General features: G+C 60.5%; 16 protein-coding genes. 7 read left to right on the top strand and 9 right to left on the bottom strand.

What is annotated here, in order from left to right; genetic code table 11:
- Window positions 1-22: 22 nt before the first annotated feature.
- From ACF8GF_RS25390 to ACF8GF_RS25400, 3 genes are read right to left on the bottom strand one after another with little or no spacing between them, the layout of a single operon-like run.
- Window positions 23-400, bottom strand: coding sequence for a hypothetical protein (locus ACF8GF_RS25390; RefSeq protein ID WP_176685196.1), 378 nt, complete (start codon window positions 398-400; stop codon window positions 23-25).
- Complete coding sequence (locus tag ACF8GF_RS25395) at window positions 397-1,371, bottom strand: hypothetical protein (RefSeq protein ID WP_176685195.1); 975 nt, start codon at window positions 1,369-1,371, stop codon at window positions 397-399. Before ACF8GF_RS25395 ends, ACF8GF_RS25390 begins: the two co-directional genes overlap by 4 nt.
- A gap of 9 nt (window positions 1,372-1,380) precedes the next feature.
- Window positions 1,381-1,869: a type VI secretion system tube protein Hcp gene (locus ACF8GF_RS25400; RefSeq protein WP_176685194.1), complete on the bottom strand. Its 489-nt coding sequence runs from the start codon at window positions 1,867-1,869 to the stop codon at window positions 1,381-1,383.
- A gap of 462 nt (window positions 1,870-2,331) precedes the next feature.
- Here ACF8GF_RS25400 and ACF8GF_RS25405 point away from each other — a divergent pair, with 462 nt between their 5' ends.
- Window positions 2,332-2,604 (top strand): hypothetical protein, encoded by a 273-nt coding sequence (locus ACF8GF_RS25405; RefSeq protein ID WP_176685193.1) that lies wholly within the window; start codon window positions 2,332-2,334, stop codon window positions 2,602-2,604.
- Window positions 2,605-2,675: 71 nt separating this feature from the next.
- Here ACF8GF_RS25405 and ACF8GF_RS25410 read toward each other — a convergent pair whose 3' ends face one another.
- Complete coding sequence (locus ACF8GF_RS25410) at window positions 2,676-4,037, bottom strand: DEAD/DEAH box helicase (RefSeq protein WP_012051553.1); 1,362 nt, start codon at window positions 4,035-4,037, stop codon at window positions 2,676-2,678.
- 103 nt (window positions 4,038-4,140) lie between these two features.
- On the opposite strand from ACF8GF_RS25410, the gene ACF8GF_RS25415 reads away from it, so the two are divergent.
- Window positions 4,141-5,439, top strand: coding sequence for a mechanosensitive ion channel family protein (locus tag ACF8GF_RS25415; RefSeq protein ID WP_176685192.1), 1,299 nt, complete (start codon window positions 4,141-4,143; stop codon window positions 5,437-5,439).
- A 42-nt stretch (window positions 5,440-5,481) separates the two neighbouring features.
- Here the strand turns inward: ACF8GF_RS25415 and ACF8GF_RS25420 are convergent, their stop codons facing one another.
- The 3 genes from ACF8GF_RS25420 to ACF8GF_RS25430 form a co-directional block, all read right to left on the bottom strand.
- The gene (locus ACF8GF_RS25420) at window positions 5,482-6,357 is read right to left on the bottom strand and encodes a carboxylate/amino acid/amine transporter (protein WP_014861230.1); all 876 of its coding nucleotides are present in this window, start codon (window positions 6,355-6,357) and stop codon (window positions 5,482-5,484) included.
- A gap of 254 nt (window positions 6,358-6,611) precedes the next feature.
- A complete protein-coding gene (locus ACF8GF_RS25425) occupies window positions 6,612-7,211 on the bottom strand; it encodes an FMN-dependent NADH-azoreductase (RefSeq protein ID WP_176685573.1) in 600 nt (199 codons plus the stop codon).
- 108 nt (window positions 7,212-7,319) lie between these two features.
- A complete protein-coding gene (locus ACF8GF_RS25430) occupies window positions 7,320-7,634 on the bottom strand; it encodes a hypothetical protein (RefSeq protein WP_012051530.1) in 315 nt (104 codons plus the stop codon).
- 48 nt (window positions 7,635-7,682) lie between these two features.
- Here ACF8GF_RS25430 and ACF8GF_RS25435 point away from each other — a divergent pair, with 48 nt between their 5' ends.
- From ACF8GF_RS25435 to ACF8GF_RS25450, 4 genes are all read left to right on the top strand, one after another.
- On the top strand, window positions 7,683-8,606 hold the full coding sequence (locus tag ACF8GF_RS25435; RefSeq protein ID WP_003254610.1) for a LysR family transcriptional regulator: 924 nt from the start codon (window positions 7,683-7,685) through the stop codon (window positions 8,604-8,606).
- 13 nt (window positions 8,607-8,619) lie between these two features.
- The gene (locus tag ACF8GF_RS25440; protein ID WP_176685574.1) at window positions 8,620-9,432 is read left to right on the top strand and encodes an alpha/beta fold hydrolase; all 813 of its coding nucleotides are present in this window, start codon (window positions 8,620-8,622) and stop codon (window positions 9,430-9,432) included.
- On the top strand, window positions 9,426-9,983 hold the full coding sequence (locus ACF8GF_RS25445) for a peptidylprolyl isomerase (RefSeq protein WP_021783413.1): 558 nt from the start codon (window positions 9,426-9,428) through the stop codon (window positions 9,981-9,983). Before ACF8GF_RS25440 ends, ACF8GF_RS25445 begins: the two co-directional genes overlap by 7 nt.
- 62 nt (window positions 9,984-10,045) lie before the next feature.
- Window positions 10,046-11,878 (top strand): ABC transporter ATP-binding protein, encoded by a 1,833-nt coding sequence (locus ACF8GF_RS25450; RefSeq protein WP_392487634.1) that lies wholly within the window; start codon window positions 10,046-10,048, stop codon window positions 11,876-11,878.
- 131 nt (window positions 11,879-12,009) lie between these two features.
- On the opposite strand, the gene ACF8GF_RS25455 is transcribed toward ACF8GF_RS25450, so the two are convergent.
- Window positions 12,010-13,137 (bottom strand): GNAT family N-acetyltransferase, encoded by a 1,128-nt coding sequence (locus ACF8GF_RS25455; RefSeq protein ID WP_392487635.1) that lies wholly within the window; start codon window positions 13,135-13,137, stop codon window positions 12,010-12,012.
- Between the two features lie 262 nt (window positions 13,138-13,399).
- Between ACF8GF_RS25455 and ACF8GF_RS25460 the strand changes: the two genes are divergently transcribed.
- Window positions 13,400-14,644 carry a putative porin gene (locus tag ACF8GF_RS25460; protein WP_176685577.1) on the top strand — a complete coding sequence of 415 codons (1,245 nt, stop codon included), beginning with the start codon at window positions 13,400-13,402 and terminating at the stop codon, window positions 14,642-14,644.
- A gap of 244 nt (window positions 14,645-14,888) precedes the next feature.
- Here the strand turns inward: ACF8GF_RS25460 and ACF8GF_RS25465 are convergent, their stop codons facing one another.
- Window positions 14,889-16,010, bottom strand: coding sequence for a beta-ketoacyl-ACP synthase III (locus ACF8GF_RS25465; RefSeq protein WP_176685578.1), 1,122 nt, complete (start codon window positions 16,008-16,010; stop codon window positions 14,889-14,891).
- Between the last annotated feature and the right edge of the window lie 63 nt (window positions 16,011-16,073).

The following is a 16,073-nucleotide window of genomic DNA, read 5'->3' on the forward strand; positions in this document are numbered from 1 at the left end:
TTTTCCTGTCCAGACACGAAATTTAATAACCCCCCAATTTCAACCAGCTCCAAAGGCCAATGAGCGACAAGAAAATAGCGACATGAAGAAACCACAAGCTAACCAGCATGCGGCGCAATCCACCAGGAAATTTTTTTACATCCTGAACGTCTAGAAGGCCTTTACGAACGCAAATCGCCCTCATCGACAACATCACGGATGCCGAGCCGGTACGCATCACTTTACCTACCAAACCTGCATGACCAAAAATCTTTTTATTACCAGAAACCATCAAACTATTAGAAAGCAACGACTCTATTTTACTCAAATAGCGAACCGAAACATAAACCCATATAAATATGACTATGAACATAGCCACCATCAAGGGAAGGCCTAACCACCTGGCGTCGAACTCAATCATTGCGCCACCTCATATATCAACTCACCAAGCATTTCACCGATATCACCTACGATCGAACCGCCTGTAGCGCCACCCACGGCACCGCCAATGACAGTGCACGCGAGAGCCCCCGGACCGCCTGTCGTCACTCCAAGGAAAAGCACGCAACCAGTTCCCCCTAGAAATCCACCAATCGCCCCGCCAGTGATCGATCCCCCCGTACTGCCAACCAGAGAGACGCCTTCCACATATTTAGCCTTTCTGCAGTCTTCAGAGCGTCCAAAGGTACATGCATGATGGATACTCAGCCCTGTTGAAGCCACGTCGAGCCCCAAGCCGATATAAGTACCCTTCTTTATCAAATTGGCTGCTCTCGAGATTCCTGCGATCTTCTCGGCGTACCCAGCAATCTCACCCGTATGCAGGTAGCTCTTGGTTGATATCTCGAGGACTCTCTTCACCGAACCTCTATTTCGCAGGCCTGAACCGTACGCAGCCAATTTATTCAGCTGCTCTTCTAGCTTCATGAATAAGGTCATTCGCCTGGTATAAAACTCATTACGCCCCTTAATTGTGCCATCTCTCAAATATTGACGATGTAAGACCTCAATATCTTCCAGGGTCTTCTTGATCGACTCAAGGTGCCTACTCCAGCCATCGCTTACAGCGCCAGCCCCCATGGAGGCGTGGGTGAGGAAACTTTTCAGCATCTCGTAGTTGTCCAGAAAGAAGTCATCCACCCCAGCACCATTGACCTCCAGCTGATGATGTATTCCCGCTGCCTTCGCCATTAAAAAAGCCTCATGGCTCGTACACAATGGCGTACTGGGGTCACCAACAATCACCAGTTCCCCTCCAACAACCACGCCATTGGCGATATGCGCATTTAGCACATCAAACTTGGCCCGCTGATTGGCCGACATGGGCGTGCCGGCCTTCAGCGACTCAAACGATTGCGCCTGAGGATTGATAAAGCTGCGTGCCTCGGACATGGTCGCACCTCACGCATACTTCTTGTTGGCGATGCGGTCCCAGCCGCCGGTCACGTTGCCGCCCGCGCTGCCGTCGCGGCGCTTCTGCCGCGTATAGGTGGTCTTGATGCGGCCGTAGTTCAATTGAATCACTTCTATCGGCACCCCGGCGCTGGCGCTCTGGGCGTAATCGGCGATGATCACTTCTTCGAGAATGACTTCGTAGTACTTGAGCTTTTCGGTACCGGCCCGGCACACCACCAGCTTCACTTCCTTCAGGTGCTGGCCGGCACAGCTGGCCTCAAGCAGCTTGCAGCTGGCGCTGTCCAGATACTTGGTAAAGGTGAAGTTGGTGAGCGTGGTCCGCCCGGAAGATGCGCCGCCCGCGGAGCTTGCGGTGGCAGAGGTGCTCTGGTTGGCGCCGAACTTGTAGCCGATGATCTCGATCCAGTTGGCGTACTGCTCGTCCAGTGCTTCGCCAGTGATCTCTGCGATTTGAATATAAGCATCGAAGGCCATGCTTACCTCTCCTTGGTAAGGATTGGGCTGATAACGACGGCATTTCGAGATCGCCGTCTTGAGGTAGTTCCCGAAGGCGAAGGGCGGATTGCGCTGCGTGCCCTCAGGTGCGATTGACCCTAGCTCCCCACACCTGGCGGGGCAATAGAACGCGAGCAAACAAGGCTACTTTGGGAAATTGCTTACAGATTTGCCGATGAAGTCAGCCCGCTCTCAAAGGGTTCGAGCAAATTTTTAGATCTCGACCAAGACCGTTGTGACGACAAAAAATCTCTGCACGCGATACTGGGGAAAAAGGGCTGCGGATTGTGTGTGGGGAGATTGCGCAAATCGAGCGCCGCCCGCGCGGCGCTCGGTCTCCCAAGGACCACCACCAAAGAAATCTTCCATCGGTCGCAAGCCCTGAACTTCCCTGCCCCCACAGCCCTCCACCGGGCATCACCACCGCCGGAGGTTGGAAGGATGAAACCGCTACTGCCCATAGCCTATGCCACTGCCCTGCTCTGCGCCCTGCCCGCTTGGGCATGCACACGTGAAGAAGCAACGCAGAAACGTGAGGAGCTGGCCGGGCTGGTCACTCAGTTGACCGAGCAGAACCCGCAAAAGGCCAAGGAGATCAATGATGAGCTTCAGGGGATGGATCTGGGGACGGCGAGCAAGGACTTGCCCGACAAGTGTCAGCTGATCGACCAGCGGATCAAGGAGTTGAAACAGGCAGAGAAAAAGGCGGAGTGATCGTTCGTCGCCTGCGCACGCCCTTCGCAGATGCGAACTTGCGTCGCTTCTGCAAAGGGCCTGCGTGAGTATTATTCAGCAGCAGGCTTGCGCTTCTTCAGCGGCGCCAGGCCGTCAGCACTGGCCAGAGGCGCGTTGGCCTTCGGCTTGGCAGTAGGCTTGCGCTTGGCGGCAGCTTTCTTGTCGCCAGTCTTCTTCTCGACCTTTTTCTTCTTGCTACCGGCCGCCTTGCCCGAGGCCTTGACCTTCTTCGGCCCGTTGTAGGTGCCCTTCACTTCCTTGATGACCCGGCGCTCGAACTGCTGCTTGAGGTAGCGCTCGATGCTCGACATCAGGTTCCAGTCGTTGTGGGTGATCAGCGAGATCGCCAGGCCTTCACCACCGGCACGGCCGGTACGGCCCACACGGTGGACGTACTCGTCACCGCTGCGTGGCATGTCGAAGTTGATCACCAGGTCCAGGCCGTCGATATCCAGGCCACGGGCTGCCACGTCGGTCGCAACCAGCACTTTGGAGCTGCCCTGCTTGAAGCGCTCGATGGCCAGCTTGCGGTCCTTCTGGTCCTTTTCGCCATGCAGCACGAAAGCCTTCACGTCCTTGGCCACCAGGTGACCATAGATACGGTCGGCCATGGCACGGGTATTGGTGAAGATGATCGCCTTGTCGAAGGTTTCATTGGCCAGCAACCACTGCGCGATCTGCTCTTTATGCTGGTCGTGGTCGGCGGTGATGATCTGCTGGCGGGTGCCTTCGGCCAGTTGCGAGACACTGTTGAGCATCAGGTGCTCAGGGTCTTTCAGCACCTTGCCGATGATATCGCGCAGGGCCGCGCCACCGGTGGTAGCCGAGAACAGCAAGGTCTGCTCGCGGTTTTCGCACTCCTTGCACAGGCGCTCCATGTCTTCGGCAAAGCCCATGTCGAGCATGCGGTCGGCTTCGTCCAGAATCAGGACCTGCACGTGGGACAGGTCGAGGTTACCCGCATTGAGCTGCTCGAGCAGGCGACCCGGGGTGCCGATCAGCACGTCGGGCACCTTGCGCAGCATGGCGGCCTGTTCCTTGAAGTCTTCACCGCCAGTAACCAGGCCCGACTTGATGTAGGTGAACTGCGAGAACAGCTGCACCTGCTTGAGGGTTTGCTGGGCCAGTTCACGGGTCGGCAGCAGGATCAACGCGCGAATCTCGACACGCGGGCCGCTGAGGTCGACCAGACGGTTGAGCAGCGGCAATACGAAGGCCGCCGTCTTGCCGCTGCCGGTCTGCGCAGTCACACGCAGATCACGCCCTTGCAGGGCCAGGGGGATGGCCGCGGCCTGCACCGGGGTTGGCTCGACAAATTTAAGCTCGGCCACGGCTTTAAGCAGGCGTTCATGCAGGGCGAATTGGGAGAACACGGAGGTAACCTCAGACAAGTGCGGGAAATTCAGTTGCATAGGGTAACGTTTTCTGCCGCCTTAGCCGAATTTCTTTTGGCAACTTTGTCGCTATCCGCGCTCTAATACAGCTTCGTTTCGCAACAAGACTGTACGCAAGCCCATGGATATCCAACAAATCTGGCGCGATTCCCTCGACCTGTGGGGCACCCTCGACCAACATCCAATGCTGCACGCCGCCATCGGCCTGGCGGCACTGCTGCTCATTTCCCTGATAGTCGGCCGCCTGGCGCGCTTCCTGGTACTGCAAGGCGGGCGCCTGCTGGCCCGTCAGCATGCGCTGAAGTGGCTGGACGACCTGCGCCACAACAAGGTATTCCACCGCCTGGCACAAACGACCCCGTCACTGGTGCTGCAATTCGGCCTGAAGCTGGTGCCTGAGCTGTCCGACACCGCCCAGCACTTCCTCGGCAATGTCGCCCTGGCCTTTACCCTGCTGTTCATGACCATGGCGCTGTCGTGCCTGCTGGATGCCCTGCTCGACATCTATGCCCGCACCGAACACGCCCGCACCCGCTCGATCAAGGGCTACGTGCAACTGGCCAAGTTGATGTTGTGGATCTTCGCCTCGATCGTCATCGTCGCCACCCTGATCGACCGCTCGCCGCTGTTGCTGCTGTCCGGCCTGGGTGCGATGTCGGCGGTGCTGCTGTTGGTGTACAAGGACACCCTGCTGTCATTCGTCGCCAGCGTGCAGTTGACCAGCAACGACATGCTGCATGTGGGTGACTGGATCGAAATGCCGCAGGTAGGCGCCGATGGCGACGTGGTAGACATCACCTTGCACACGGTGAAAGTGCAGAACTTCGACAAGACCCTCGTTTCCATCCCCACCTGGCGCCTGATGAGCGAGTCATTCCGCAATTACCGCGGCATGCAGCAGTCCGGTGGCCGACGGATCAAGCGCAGCCTGTTCATCGACGCCGGCGGCGTACGCTTTCTCTCCCGCGAAGAAGAGCAGCGCCTGAGCCAGGTGCGGCTGCTGGGTGACTACCTGACCGCAAAGCGCCAGGAACTGCAGAGCTGGAACGAGGCGCTGGGGCCGGTGGCGGAGCTGTCGGCCAACCGCCGCAAGCTGACCAATATCGGTACCTTCCGTGCCTTTGCCCTGGCTTACCTGCAGAACCACCCCAACGTGCACAAGAACATGACCTGCATGGTGCGGCAGATGCAGACCACGGCCGAAGGCGTGCCGCTGGAGATTTACTGCTTCACTACCACCACGGCGTGGGAAGAGTACGAGCGGATTCAGGGGGATATTTTCGACTACCTGCTGGCAGTGTTGCCGGAGTTCGGCTTGAGCCTGTATCAGCAGCCGAGTGGCAATGACATGCGGGTGGGGTTGGCGGGGCGCTCGGTTGAAGCGCTGCCGCATCGCCTGGAAGAAGTGAGCGAAGCTTGAGAGTGCCGGGGCTGCCTAGCAGCCCCCGGATCAAAGGGCGCGTCAGGCCTTGCCGGCCAGCGGCGCCTGTGCGCGCCCACCCAGGCGGCTCAGCCACACCGACGCCAGGATGATCCCCCCACCGATGAACAGCCGCCCCAGCGGCTCGTGCTGGTTCCAGATCAACAGGTTCAGCAGCAGCCCTACCGGCACATGCAGGTTGTTCATGACCGCCAGCGTACCGCCAGAAACCAGGCATGCACCTTTGTTCCACCAGTACAGCCCCAGCGCCGTCGGGCACAGGCCCAGGAACAGCAGCACCAGCCATTGCACATCCGTGCTCGGCAGGTGCTGAGTGTTGCCGAACAGCAAGAAGGCCGGCAGCACCACCAGCAACGCGCCGAGGTAAAAATACCCGAAGCGGGCGTAGTGTGGCAGGTCACTGGGGTAGCGAGCGACCAGGTGACGGTACAGCACCTGGCCGGCAGCGTAGGTGAAGTTGGCCAGTTGCAGCAGCAGGAAGCCGATGAAGAACTCGCCGCTGATGCTGTCGAAGCGGATCACGGCGGCGCCGGCCACGGCGACCAGCGCGGCCACTAGCGCCCAAGCGTTGAAGCGCCGGTTCAGGGCATCTTCGATCAAGGTCACGTGTAGCGGCGTGAGGATCGTGAACAGCAGCACCTCCGGTACAGTAAGCACCCGGAAGCTCAGGTACAGGCAGACATAGGTGATGCCGTACTGCAGCGCGCCAATCAGCAGCATGGAACGCATGAAGCGTGGCTCGACCTGGCGCCAGCGGGTCAGCGGCAGGAACACCAGGCCGGCCAGCAGCACCCTGGCGAGCACCGCGAAATAGCTGTCAACGTGCCCGGCCAGGTACTCGCCGATCAGGCTGAAGGAAAACGCCTGGATCAGCGCGACGATTATCAGGTAGCCCATGGTTGCCTCTCGTGAATCAAGGCGGCGACCTTAGCGGGTTGCGGCGAATGAGTTCAACCATGAGGAATGTAGGGGCTGTCCCGGCCTCTTCGCGGGCACGCCCGCTCCCACAGGGACCTGCATATCTTCCGGCGAGCGAATAGGCCGGCACTGGCGACCTCAAAACCCCAGGCATAAAAAAACCCGGCCATACAAGCCGGGCAGGTACACCCAAAGGAGCAAAAACAGGTGTCAGGGTTGGGAATTCGTGAGCCTCAGGCCACCGCCGCCAGCTTGGCCTTGGCCTGGTTGACGCCCTTCTCGTGGAACTCGCCGCTCATGTTCAGGCCCTCGGCATGGATGAAGTCGACATCGTGGATGCCGATGAAAGCCATTACCTGGCGCAGGTACGGTTCCTGGTGGTCACTGCTGGCACCAGCATGGATGCCGCCGCGGGCAGTCAGGACGATGGCGCGCTTGCCGGTCAGCAGGCCTTGCGGGCCGGTCGGGGTGTACTTGAAGGTGATACCCGCACGCAGCACGTGGTCCAGCCAGGCCTTGAGAGTGCTGGGGATGGTGAAGTTGTACATGGGCGCCGCCATCACCAGCACGTCGGCAGCCAGCAATTCATCCGTCAGCTCGTTGGAACGGGCCAGGGCCTCCAGTTCGGCGGCGGTGCGCTGTTCTTCGGGCTTCATCCAGCCACCCAGCAGGTTGGCGTCCAGGTGCGGCACCGGGTTTACAGCCAGGTCACGCACGCTGATCTGATCGACTGGGTGAGCGGCCTGCCATTGCTGGATGAAATCCTTGGTCAGCTGACGGGAAACGGAATCCTGCTGGCGGGCGCTGCTTTCGATGATCAGTACGCGGGACATGGGGTGCCTCCATCGGCAAAAAGGGAGCGATTCGATGGAGGTGAGATTAAGGCTTGACCTATCGATAAAAAAGCGTAAAAAGTGGGTCCAATCTATCGATTAATCAGTTTATTCCGCACTGCAGTTCAAGGCGATCCGCAGTTTGATGATTTGCCGATTGAATTTGGCAGTGACATCGACGCTTTTACCTGCCGGTACGTTCACACGGCGCACCCGCGGTGCCTCCGGGCCATTGCGAAAGGTCACCTTGCACGCCGCCGGGACCTGCCCATAGTTGTTGAGGGTGATGGCGCCAATGTCATAGGCCGTGTCATAGGCGGTGTAGTCGAGCTTGACCCCGGTCAGCTCCTTCTCTACATCGATGGGATAAGCCATGGCCCCGAGGGGCAGGCACATCAGTATTGCCGCACAACATTTCTTCATGGGCCGTTCTCCTTGAAAGAGCGCAGCTTAGGACAACAGGAGCGAAAGATGAAAGCGCCACGCGTAACCCTTGACCAGTGGCGAACCCTGCAAGCAGTGGTCGATCACGGCGGGTTTGCCCAGGCCGCCGAGGCCTTGCACCGCTCGCAGTCATCGGTCAGCTACACCGTGGCCCGCATGCAGGAGCAACTGGGCGTGCCGCTGTTGCGCATCGATGGCCGCAAGGCGGTGCTGACCGAAGCCGGCAATGTGCTGCTGCGCCGCTCGCGCCACCTGGTCAAACAGGCCAGCCAGCTCGAAGACCTGGCCCATCACATGGAACAAGGCTGGGAAGCCGAGGTGCGCCTGGTGGTCGATGCCGCCTACCCCAGTGCCCGCCTGGTGCGCGCGCTGGCTGCGTTCATGCCGCAAAGCCGCGGCTGCCGGGTGCGCCTGCGTGAAGAGGTACTGTCTGGCGTGGAGGAAGTGATGCACGAAGGCATCGCCGACCTGGCCATCAGCAGCTACAGCATCGGCGGCTACCTGGGTGCCGAATTGAGCGCAGTGGAGTTCATCGCCGTCGCCCACCCCGAGCACAGCCTGCACCGCCTGGGCCGTGAACTGACCTTCCAGGACCTGGAAAGCCAGCTGCAGGTGGTGATCCGCGATTCCGGCCGCGCCCAACCGCGTGACGTAGGCTGGCTGGGCGCCGAGCAGCGCTGGACTGTCGGCAGCCTGGGCACCGCCGCCACCTTCGTCAGCAGCGGCCTGGGCTTTGCCTGGCTGCCCCGTCACATGATCGAGCGTGAACTGCGCGAAGGCGTGCTCAAGCCCTTGCCGCTGGATCAGGGTGGCAGCCGCCACCCACTGTTCTACCTTTACTCGAGCAAAGAGAAGACCCTGGGCCCGGCCACGCAGATTCTCATCGACCTGCTGCGCAATTTTGACACCGCGCCACTGGACGTGCCCTTCGCAGCCCCCCCGCAAGCCTGAGAGGACCGCGCCCATGGCCTATTTCGAACACGAAGGATGCACACTGCATTACGAGGAATATGGCCAGGGCGAACCCCTGGTATTGCTGCACGGGCTGGGCTCCAGCTGCCAGGACTGGGAGTTGCAGGTGCCAGTGCTCAGCCGCCACTATCGGGTGATCCTCATGGACATCCGCGGCCACGGTCGCTCCGACAAACCCGCTGACGGTTACCAGATCGCCACCTTCAGTGCCGACCTGCTGGCCCTGCTCGAACACTTGCACACAGGCCCGGTGCACTTCGTCGGCCTGTCCATGGGCGGCATGGTCGGCTTCCAGTTTGCCGTCGACCACCCGCAATGGTTGCGCAGCCTGTGCATCGTCAACAGCGCCCCCGAGGTCAAGCGCCGCACCCGCAGTGACTGGCTATGGTGGTTCAAGCGCTGGAGCCTGGCGCGCGTCCTCAGTGTCGAAACCGTCGGCAAGGGGCTGGCCGAACGACTGTTCCCCAAACCACAACAAGCAGACCTGCGGCAGAAGATGGCCCAGCGCTGGGCGCGCAACGACAAACGCGCCTACCTCAAGAGCTTCGACGCTATCGTCGACTGGGGCGTGCAGGAACGCATCGGGCAGATTCGCTGCCCTACTCTGGTGATCGCCGCCGACCACGATTACACGCCGATACAACTCAAAGAGCGCTACGTCGCCCTAATACCCAACGCCAGGCTGGTCGTCGTCGACGATTCCCGGCACGCTACACCCCTCGATCAACCCGAGGTCTTCAACCAGACCCTGCTGCAGTTCCTCGCAGCCGCTTCCACCTCTCAAGGATCTTTGAGCCCATGCTGAAAAAACTCCTGCTCACCGCCTGCTCGGTTGCCTTCGCCACCAGTGTCATGGCTTCCGACAAGACCCCGCACGTCATGCTGGACACCAGCTTCGGCCAGGTCGAAATCGAGCTGAACGCCGAGAAGGCACCGATCAGTACCAAGAACTTCCTGGAGTACGTCGACAGCGGCTTCTACAACAACACCATCTTCCACCGCGTGATCCCGGGGTTCATGGTCCAGGGCGGCGGTTTCACTGACCAGATGGTGCAGAAGAACACCAACGACCCGATCAAGAACGAGGCCAGCAACGGCCTGCAGAACACCCGCGGCACACTGTCGATGGCGCGCACGTCCAACCCGAATTCAGCCACCAGCCAGTTCTTCATCAACGTCGCCGACAACGACTTCCTCAACCCGGGCCGCGACGCCGGTTACGCCGTGTTCGGCAAAGTGACCAAGGGCATGGAAGTGGTCGACCAGATCGTCAACTCGCCCACCACCATCAAAAAAGGCATGCGCGACGTACCGGCCGATCCGGTCTATATCAAGTCCGCCAAACGTATCGACTGACTGCAGGCTTCACAAGGATGTGAAACCGCCTGAGGGTCGGACGAACAGGAGTGTTGTCGACCATGCTGTACCGTCGTTTCGAAAGACTGATCGATATTTTCCGCGCGGCACCGAGCGAAGCCCCACCGAGCACGGTGTGGCCGTTCTATCTGTACTACCTGCGCCAGGTATGGCCTGCTTTTCTCGCCCTGCTGGTGGTTGGCCTGTTCGCCTCGCTGATCGAGGTGGCGATGTTCAGCTACCTCAGCCGCATCATCGACCTGGCCCAGGGTACGCCCAATGCCAACTTCTTCAGCGAGCACAGCGGCGAGCTGATCTGGATGCTGGTGGTGATCCTGCTGCTGCGGCCAGTGTTCTTCGGCCTGCATGACCTGCTGGTGCACCAGACTATCAACCCTGGCATGACCAGCCTGATCCGCTGGCAGAACCATACCTACGTGCTCAAGCAGAGCCTGAACTTCTTCCAGAGCGACTTTGCCGGGCGCATTGCCCAACGCATCATGCAGACCGGCAACTCGCTGCGCGACTCCGCCGTACAGGCCGTGGACGCGCTATGGCATGTACTGATCTACGCCATTACGTCGCTGGTGTTGTTTGCCGAGGCCGACTGGCGCCTGATGCTGCCGCTGCTGTTGTGGATCATCGGCTACATCGCCGCGCTCTGCTACTTCGTGCCGAGGGTGAAGGAACGCTCGGTGATTTCTTCCGACGCCCGCTCCAAGCTCATGGGGCGTATCGTCGATGGCTACACCAACATCGCCACCCTCAAGCTGTTCGCCCACACCGACTACGAACAGCAATACGCTCGCGAAGCAATCCGCGAACAAACCGAAAAAACCCAGCTGGCCTCACGGGTGGTCACCAGCATGGACGTGGTCATTACCACGCTCAATGGCCTGCTGGTGGTCACTACCACCGGCCTTGCCCTGTGGCTCTGGAGCCAGTCGCTGATCACCGTTGGCGCCATCGCCCTGGCCACTGGCCTGGTGATCCGCATCGTCAACATGTCAGGCTGGATCATGTGGGTGGTCAACGGCATTTTCGAGAACATCGGCATGGTGCAGGACGGCCTGCAGACCATCGCCCAGCCGGTCACCGTCACCGACCCGCCCAATGCGCCGGCACTGAAGGTCAGCCGCGGCGCGGTGCGTTTCGATGACGTCGACTTCCATTACGGCAAGGCTGCCAATGTCATCGAAGGGCTCAACCTGGACATCCGCTCTGGTGAGAAAATTGGCTTGATCGGCCCGTCCGGGGCAGGCAAGTCGACCTTGGTCAACCTACTGTTGCGCCTGTACGACGTGCAGGGTGGGCGCATCCTGATCGACGGCCAGGACATTGCCGAGGTCAGCCAGGCCAGCTTGCGTGCGCAGATCGGCATGATCACCCAGGACACCTCGCTGCTGCACCGTTCGATCCGCGACAACTTGCTGTATGGTCGCCCAGACGCCAGCGAGGCGGAGTTGATAGAAGCCGTGCGCCGTGCCCGCGCCGACGAGTTCATCCCGCAACTGTCGGACGCCCAGGGGCGTACCGGCTTCGATGCCCATGTGGGGGAGCGCGGGGTCAAGTTGTCGGGCGGTCAGCGTCAGCGTATCGCCATTGCCCGGGTACTGTTGAAGAATGCGCCGATCCTGATCATGGACGAAGCCACTTCAGCGCTGGATTCGGAAGTGGAAGCGGCGATCCAGGAAAGCCTGGAGACGCTGATGCAGGGCAAGACGGTGATTGCCATCGCCCACCGGCTGTCGACCATTGCCCGGATGGACCGGCTGGTGGTGCTGGACAAGGGGCGAATTGCCGAGAGTGGCAGCCACAGTGAGTTGCTGGAGCAGCAAGGGCTGTATGCCCGATTGTGGCACCACCAGACCGGAGGCTTTGTCGGGGTCGACTGACACCTGTGCGGCCTTTTCGCGGGTAAACCCGCTCCTACACACTGATCTGCGGTGGACACACACCGTGGGTTGAACACAGGCCGTTGTAGGAGCGGGTTTACCCGCGAAAAGGCCGGCACAGGCAACCCAGATCAGTCCCGGCGGTAGGGCAACATCCCCCGCGCCTCCTCGGCATACCCCTTGACCCCTTCCCGTTCCTGGAGCAGAAAGTCCTCCACCGCCCGCCGCAACCCCGGGTGCAGCAGGTAATGCCAGGACCGCGTCAACACCGGCTCGAACCCGCGAATCAGCTTGTGCTCGCCCTGCGCCCCGGCATCGAAACGCTGGTAACCCTCGGCAATGGCAAAGTCCATGCCCTGGTAGAAACACGTCTCGAAATGCAGCCGATCGAACTCATCCAGGCAGCCCCAATAGCGGCCAAACAGGCTGTCCCCCCCCACCAGGCTCAGGGCCATTGCCACATCACGCCCGCCTTGGCGCGCCATCACCACGCGCACCGCTTCGGGCATGCGTTCGGCCAGCAGGCTGAAGAATTCGCGGGTCAGGTAAGGTGCCCGGCGGCGTACCGCATAGGTGTTGGCGTAACACAGGAAGACGAAGTCCCACTGCGCCTCGTCCAGCTCTTCGCCGCGGTACCAACGGAATTCGATGCCCTGCCCGGCCACCTGCTCGCGCTCCTTGCGCATCTGCTTGCGCTTGCGCGAGCTGAGGCTGTCGAGAAAGTCCTGGAAGTCGCGATACCCCCGGTTTTGCCAGTGAAACTGGCAACCCAGGCGTTCCATCCACCCTGGCAGGCCCGCCAACTGCGCGTCCAGCGCCTGGTCGGTGAAGTTGATGTGCGCTCCGGAAAGCCCACCCTTGCCCAGATACTCCGGCAGGGCCTGCAGCATCAACAAACCGTCAGCCGGATCGGCCGCCAGCAGCCGAGGGCCGCTGACCGGACTGAACGGTACAGCGCCAAGCAGTTTTGGATAGTAGGCGATACCGGCCCGCTGACAAGCATCGGCCCAACCATGATCGAACACATACTCGCCAAACGAGTGCCACTTGCGGTAAGCGGGCAACAGCGCCCGCACCTGCCCGTCACGCTCCAGCACCAGGTGCTCGGGAGCCCAGCCAGTGCTGCGCGCCACGCTGCCGCTGTCCTCCATTGCACTGAGAAAAGCATGGCGCAGGAAGGGTTGACCGGCTGGCACATGGGCATCCCAGGTGGCTGTCGGGAGATCACGCAGATGGGCAAGGCTGTACAGGCTGGTCACGTTTTCGGCTCGCTGTCTGAAGACCGTCAGTATCCCCAAGGAAGGCCCTTCGCTCAAATGACGAACGCCGGGTTGATCCCTTCATTCTCAATTACTTAACAAGAGTGCCACTAATCAGACATTAATCTGTCATTGACCCCCGCAATACTTGCGCCTGTTTTCCGGATCCACAGAACCTGTCTACTCAGGCCCTTTCCGAAGACATGCCAACGCAGGGGCAGGCGCTTGAGCCTCCCCCATTTTTTTCAGTAGGGAGAACCTTATGCGTCTTGTTTCCACACTTACCGGAGTAAGCCTCACCGGCATGATGCTGGCCCTGAGTGCCCCGGCCAGTGCTGCTGTCGACGCCAAGCTGCTCGAAATGCTCCGCGCCAATGGCTCGATCAACCAGGCGCAGTACAACGAACTGCAGGGCGACCTGGCAAAAGAAACCAAGGAAAAGGCCGACCAGAAAGCTCAGTCCGAACGTATGAGCTCCTTTGAACAAAAAGTGGCATGGGCCGCCAAGACCCAGATCAAAGGTGACGTACGCCTGCGTTACGAAGACGTCAACGTCGACGACCCGAACAGCAGCAGCGGCAACCAGGATCGCCAGCGCGTGCGTGCCCGTGTCGGCTTCTACAGCGAGATCAACCCGCAGGTCGACGCAGGGGTTCGTATAGCCACTGGCAGCAGCGCCGACCGGCGCTCGACCAACCAGAGCCTCGATAACTACTTCGACAAGAAGTCGCTGTGGGTCGACCTGGCCTACCTCGACTGGCACCCGACTGCAGTCCCTAACCTGCACCTGATTGGCGGCAAGATGCCACAGCCTTGGGTGAGCATGGGCGACATCATCTGGGATGGCGACATCAACCCGGAAGGTGTGGCTGCCACTTACAAGGCTGACCTGGGCGGGGCCGAGGTCTTTGCCAGCGCCGGTCAGTACACCCTGAAGGATAACGTCGATGGTGACGGCGTCCAGTACAAGCACGATGCGCAGGTCTACCACGGCCAGCTGGGCGCCAAGTTTGCGCCGGCCGACGTGCTCAAGCTCACCGTGGGTGCCAGCATCTATGGTTACGACAACGACAAGGAAGCAGCCATCCTGCAGTCGTTCGGCAACACCACCAACGAGTTCAATCTGGTGGAAGGCTTTGGCCAGATCGACTTCACCGGCTTGGCCATTCCGTTGTCGGCCTATGGCCAGTACGTGAAGAATACCGAGAGCACCGATGGCGAAGATCAGGCCTGGCTGGCTGGCTTGAAAACCAAAATGGGCGCCTGGAGCCTGGACTACAACTACCGCGATGTGCAGCGTAACGCGGTGGTCAGCCTGTTCACCGATTCGGACTTCGGCAACGGCTTCACCGGTTCGCGTGGTCACAAGTTCAAGGTCGGTTACGAAATCGACAAGAACTTCTCCCTGGGTGCTGCCTATCTGATGGCCAAGACCGACCTGTCGCAGCTGCCGAACAGCAATGCTGACGTAGACACCCTGCAGGTTGATCTGGAAGCCAAGTTCTAAGCGACACCCTGCTCTGCTTCACCTGAAGCGGGAAATGCCGACCCCATCCGGCGTTTCCCGCTTTTTTGCCTGCCAGAAATGCATCGGCCACTTTCTACCGGGCGTTCACCGGTGCCGGCGCTACCGTATTCGCGGGTGAACCCGCTCCTACAACGGTCGGTGGTGTACACGCATGGGCGGTCCGGCACGGCCCGTCGTAGGAGCGGGTTTACCCGCGAAAGGGCCGGAACAGGCTTCTGCTCAATCAGCGCTTGCGCAAAATCACGCTACCGATCGAATACCCCGCACCAAACGAGCTCAACACGCCCAACGAGCCCTTTGCCAGGTCATCCTGGTACAGGTGGAAGGCAATCACCGACCCCGCCGAGCTGGTATTGGCGTAACGGTCCAGAATCACCGGTGCCTCTTCCTCGGCCACCTCACGCCCCAACAGTTTCTTGACGATCAGCTGGTTCATGCTGAGGTTGGCCTGGTGCAGCCAGAAGCGCTTCACGTCGCCCGGTTGCAGCCCGTTCTCCTGCAGGTGCTCACCGATCAGCTCGGCCACCTTCGGGCACACCTCGCGGAACACCTTGCGGCCTTCCTGGATGAACAGCTTGTCCGCAGCGCCTTCGCCCTCTTCCGCCGCACGGTTGAGGAAGCCGAAGTTGTTGCGGATGTTGTTGGAGAACTCAGTCCAGAGCTTGCTGCTGACGACGTCGAACTGGTGCGCCGAAGTGGCCTGGTCGGCACGCTCCAGCAACACGGCGGTGGCAGCATCGCCAAATATGAAATGGCTGTCGCGGTCACGGAAGTTGAGGTGGCCGGTGCACACTTCGGGGTTGACCATCAGCACTGCCCGCGCCTGGCCCAGCGCTACGCTGTTGGCGGCGGTCTGGATGCCGAAGGTGGCCGACGAGCAGGCCACGTTCATGTCGAAGGCAAAACCCTGGATACCCAATGCCTGTTGCACTTCGATGGCGATGGCCGGGTACGGGCGCTGCAAATTGGAGCAGGCGACGATCACCCCGTCGACATCGGCCGCCGTTCGGCCAGCGCGCTGCAGGGCCTGACGGGCAGCGGCCACGGCCATTTCACAGAGCACCGACGGTTCATCGTTGCTGCGCTCGGGCAGGCGCGGCTTCATGCGCTGCGGGTCTAGGATACCGGCCTTGTCCATGACAAAACGGCTCTTGATGCCCGAGGCCTTTTCGATGAACGCCGGGTCGGAGAGCGGCGCCGCTTCGACCTCTCCGCGCTCGATGGCGGCAGCGTTGTCCTGGTTGAACTGCTGCGACCAGGCGTTGAAGGAAGCCACCAGCTCTTCGTTGGAAATGCTCTGGGCCGGGGTGTACAGGCCGGTGCCGCTGATCACGACGTTATGCACGGTCGTTCCTCTGGTCAAAGGCCATCGCCACAAGGCGCTGGCTGGGAATATGACAGGTTAATG

It is taken from the genome of Pseudomonas sp. yb_5, from assembly GCF_043103865.1.
GTDB lineage: Bacteria > Pseudomonadota > Gammaproteobacteria > Pseudomonadales > Pseudomonadaceae > Aquipseudomonas > Aquipseudomonas putida_Y.